Source organism: Aquabacterium sp. UBA2148, from assembly GCF_002328915.1.
GTDB lineage: Bacteria > Pseudomonadota > Gammaproteobacteria > Burkholderiales > Burkholderiaceae_C > Aquabacterium > Aquabacterium parvum.
Genome location: NZ_DCXA01000025.1, coordinates 9661 through 13897 on the forward strand (window position 1 = coordinate 9661; position 4237 = coordinate 13897).

The following is a 4237-nucleotide window of genomic DNA, read 5'->3' on the forward strand; positions in this document are numbered from 1 at the left end:
TTCGGCAACGGCCGCAGATCGTCGGGTGCTCGGGGTTGACGCCCACGTCGTCGCGGTAGTGCCAGCAGCGCTCGCACTTGAGGGCATGAGACGGGTTGACCTCGATTTGAGTCGAATGTCCTTCGGCCAGTTCCACCTCGGAGACGATGAGCACGAACTTCAGGTCGTCGCCCAGGCTGCGCAGGTCGGCCAGCAGGCGCGCGCCCTGCTCGTCTTGCGTGCCGATGGTGATGAACAGCTTGGCCTGCAGCGACGCGCCGACTTCACCGCGCGTGCGCACGTCTTCGATGCGGCGGTTGGCTTCTTCGCGCAACGCGCGGATGCGCGACCACTTGGCCAGCAGCTCGGTGTCCTTGTCGGCCTCGTGGAAGTCCCAGTAGGTCTCGGTGAAGAGGCTGACGCTGGGGTTGTTCGGGCCCTTGAAGACCTGCCAGGCCTCTTCGGCCGTGAAGCTCAGGAAGGGCGCCATCCAGCGCAGCATGCCGTTCGTGATGTGCCACAGCGCGGTCTGCGCGGCGCGGCGGGCGTGGCTCTTGGCGGCGCTGGTGTAGAGCCGGTCTTTGAGCACGTCGAGGTAGAAAGCGCCCAGGTCTTCCGAGCAGTAAACCTGCAGCTTGGCCACCACGGGATGGAACTCGTAGCGCTCGTAGTGGGCCAGGATGTCTTCCTGCAGCTGCGAGGCGCGGGCCAGCGCGTAGCGGTCGATCTCCAGCAGCTCGCTCAAAGGCACCGCGTCGGTTTCAGGGTTGAAATCGGACGTGTTGGCCAGCAGGAAGCGCAGCGTGTTGCGGATGCGGCGGTAGCCGTCCACCACGCGGGCGAGGATCTTGTCGTCGATGCCCAGGTCACCCGAGTAGTCGGTCGAGGCCGCCCACAGGCGGATGATCTCGGCGCCCATCTTGTTGCTGATCTCTTGCGGCGCCACGGTGTTGCCCACCGACTTGGACATCTTGCGGCCCTGGCCGTCGACGGTGAAGCCGTGGGTCAGCAGGCCCTTGTAGGGCGCACGACCGTAGATGGCGCAAGCGGCCAGCAACGAGCTGTGGAACCAGCCGCGATGCTGGTCATGGCCTTCGAGGTAGAGGTCGGCCTCGGGGCCCTGGTGGTGGCCGGCGTTCGGGTGGCTGCCGTTTTGCGCGTTGAGCACGTGGAAGAAGGTCGTGCCCGAATCGAACCACACGTCGAGGATGTCGGTGGACTTGCTGTACTCGGCGGCTTGTTCGGCGCCCAGCCACTCGGCAGGGTCGAGCTTGGACCAGGCCTCGACGCCGCCCTGCTCCACCAGTTGCGCGGCGCGCTCCATCAGCGCGGGCGTGTCGGGGTGCAGCTCGCCCGACACCTTGTGCAGGAAGAAGGGCAGCGGCACACCCCAGTTGCGCTGGCGGCTGATGCACCAGTCGGGCCGGTTGGCGATCATGTCGCGCAGGCGGGCGCGGCCGTTCTCCGGGTAGAAGGTGGTCTGGTCGATGGCGTCGAGCGCGGTCTGGCGCAGGGTCTTGGGAGCCTTGTCGGCGGTGAACACGCCCTCGCCTTCGTCCATGCGCACAAACCACTGAGCGGCGGCGCGGAAGATCACCGGCGTCTTGTGGCGCCAGCAGTGCGGGTAGCTGTGGACGATGTCTTTGGAGGCGAGCAGGCGACCGTGCTCGCGCAGGGTCTCGAGCACCACGGACGCGGCCTTCCAGATGTGCTGGCCGCCGAACAGCGGCAGCTCGGTTTCGTAGACACCGTTGCCCTGAACCGGGTTGAGGATGTCGTCGAACTTCATGCCGTGGGCCACGCAGCTGTTGAAGTCGTCCACGCCATAGGCTGGCGCGGCGTGCACGATGCCCGAGCCATCTTCGGCGCTGACGTACTCGGCCAGGTAGACGGGGCTGATGCGGTCGTAACCGGCGTGCACATGGGCCAGCGGGTGCTTGAACTTCAGGCCTTCGAGCTTGGCACCAGCGGTGGTGGCGACCACCTTGCAGTCATCGGCGGCGAAGCCGTAACGCTCGCAGGCCTTTTCAACCAGCGACTCGGCCAGCACCAGCAGGCCTTTGGGCGTGTCGACCAGCGCGTAGCTCAGCTCGGCATGCACGTTGAGCGCCTGGTTGGCCGGGATGGTCCACGCGGTGGTGGTCCAGATCACGGCGAAGGCTTCCTTGCTCAACGACGGCAGGCCGAAGGCCGAAGCGAGCCTTTCGGGCTCGGCGCTCAGGAAGGCCACGTCCAGCGTCTGCGACTTCTTGTCGGCGTACTCGATCTCGAACTCGGCCAGCGAAGAGCCGCAGTCGAAGCACCAGTACACGGGCTTGAGACCCCGGTACACGTAGCCGCGGTCCATGATCTTCTTGAGCGCCCGGATCTCGTTGGCCTCGTTGCCGAAGTTCATCGTCAGGTAGGGGTGGGCCCAGTCGCCCAGCACGCCCAGGCGCTTGAAATCGGTGCGCTGGCCGTCGATCTGCTCGGCGGCGTAGGCGCGGGCCTTGGCCTGCACGTCATCGCGGCTGAGGTTGCGCCCGAAGGTTTTTTCGATCTGGTTCTCGATGGGCAGGCCGTGACAGTCCCAACCGGGGATGTAGCTGGCGTCGAAGCCGGCCAACTGGCGCGCCTTGACGATCATGTCCTTGAGCACCTTGTTGACGGCGTGCCCGATGTGGATGTTGCCGTTGGCGTAAGGCGGGCCGTCGTGCAGCACGAACTTGGGCGCGCCTTGGCGTGCGGCGCGCAGCTTGCCGTAGAGGTCGTTCTTTTCCCACTCGGCCACCCAAGCCGGCTCGCGCTTGGGCAAGTCACCCCGCATCGGGAAGGGGGTGTCGGGCATGTTCAGCGTGGCACGGTACTTCGACTCGGGCACCGCCTCCGAGGGCTTACCGCCGCCTTTCTTGGCATCTTGCTGGTTCTTGCCGGGCTTGGCGCTGTTGTCTTGGCTCATGGCGATCTCTTGGGTCCGACTGCGGCCCAGGCGTGCGTCAGGTTGAGCGCACCCCGGTTGCCACGGTCATGGGGGATTCGGTGCAGCAACCTGCGAAGCAGGCCGTTGCGAAGGCGACGTCAGGCGGGCGAGACCTGGGGCCGTCCACCGGCTGATGGACGGGGCCGCCCGCGTCAAATTCGGTCGCGGGTGGTCTGGCGGCCCTGGGCCTGGAAAAAGCCCTTGGCGTCGGCGATGTCCTTGTGGATGGCGGCCTGCAACGCGTCCAGCCCGTCGTAGCGGGCTTCGTCTCGGAGTTTGTGCAGCAGTTCCACGCGCACGATTTTACCGTAGCCCCCTTCGAGGCCCAGGTCGGCAGGCCAATCGAAGCAATGCACCTCCAGCAGCACGCGCCCGGTCTCGGTCACGGTGGGGCGCACGCCCAGGCTGGCGACGCCCTCCAGCGGGTGGCCCGCCAGGCCGTGGGTGCGGACCACGAAGATGCCGGTGGTGGCCGGTTTTTCATGGCCGAAGCGAACGTTGAGCGTGCGGCAATCGAGGCTGCGGCCGAGCTTTTGGCCGTGCACGACGTGGCCGCTGACGGTGTAGGGGCGCCCCAGCAGCGTGGCCACGCGGGCCATGTCGCCGGCGGTGAGCGCCTCGCGCACCACCGAAGACGACACCCGCAGGCCGCGCACCTCGTAGCTCATCATCCGGGCGACGTCGAAGCCATGTGCCACGCCTGCGGCGTCCAGCGTGGCGTAATCACCGGCGCGCTTGGCGCCGAAGCGGAAATCGTCTCCCACCAGCACGTAGCGGGCGCGCAGCCCGTCCACGATCACCTGCTGAATGAAGTCCTGCGGGCTCAACGCCACCAGCCGTGCATCGAAAGGCAGGATCACGACCTGATCGACGCCGCAGCGCTCCAGCTCGGAGAGCTTGTCGCGCAGGGTGGCGATGCGCGCCGGGGCCAGCTCGGGCTTGCCCGCCAGCTCGGCGAAGTAGTCGCGCGGATGCGGCTCGAAGGTCAGCACGGTGGCAGGCAGGCCGCGGTGCTGGGCTTCGTTGCGCAGCAGCGCCAGCATGGCCTGGTGCCCACGGTGGACGCCGTCGAAATTGCCGATCGTCAGGGCACAGGCCGGCGCCAGTGCCGCATGGTGGAAACCGCGAAAGACTTGCATGGGGGCAGATTATCGGCTCAGGGCAGCACGATGGCCGGGTCTTCGACCCAGCGCCACTGGCCCGGGGCCAGGTCAGCGGGCAGCGCCAGCCGCCCGATGCTGCTGCGATGCAGGCCCTCGACCCGGTTGCCCACGGCTGCCACCATGCGCTTGACCTGGT

2 protein-coding genes and 1 pseudogene are annotated in these 4237 nt (G+C 67.1%); all 3 read right to left on the minus strand.

The window, feature by feature from the left end; translation table 11 throughout:
- The coding region (gene ileS / locus B2W70_RS01565; RefSeq protein ID WP_414631015.1) for an isoleucine--tRNA ligase at nucleotides 1-2806 on the minus strand (2806 nt) is incomplete at its 3' end.
- Between the two features lie 284 nt (nucleotides 2807-3090).
- Nucleotides 3091-4077 carry a bifunctional riboflavin kinase/FAD synthetase gene (locus tag B2W70_RS01570; protein ID WP_286742202.1) on the minus strand — a complete coding sequence of 329 codons (987 nt, stop codon included), beginning with the start codon at nucleotides 4075-4077 and terminating at the stop codon, nucleotides 3091-3093.
- A 17-nt stretch (nucleotides 4078-4094) separates the two neighbouring features.
- Nucleotides 4095-4237 (minus strand): annotated as a pseudogene (locus tag B2W70_RS01575) (16S rRNA pseudouridine(516) synthase); the annotation flags it as partial.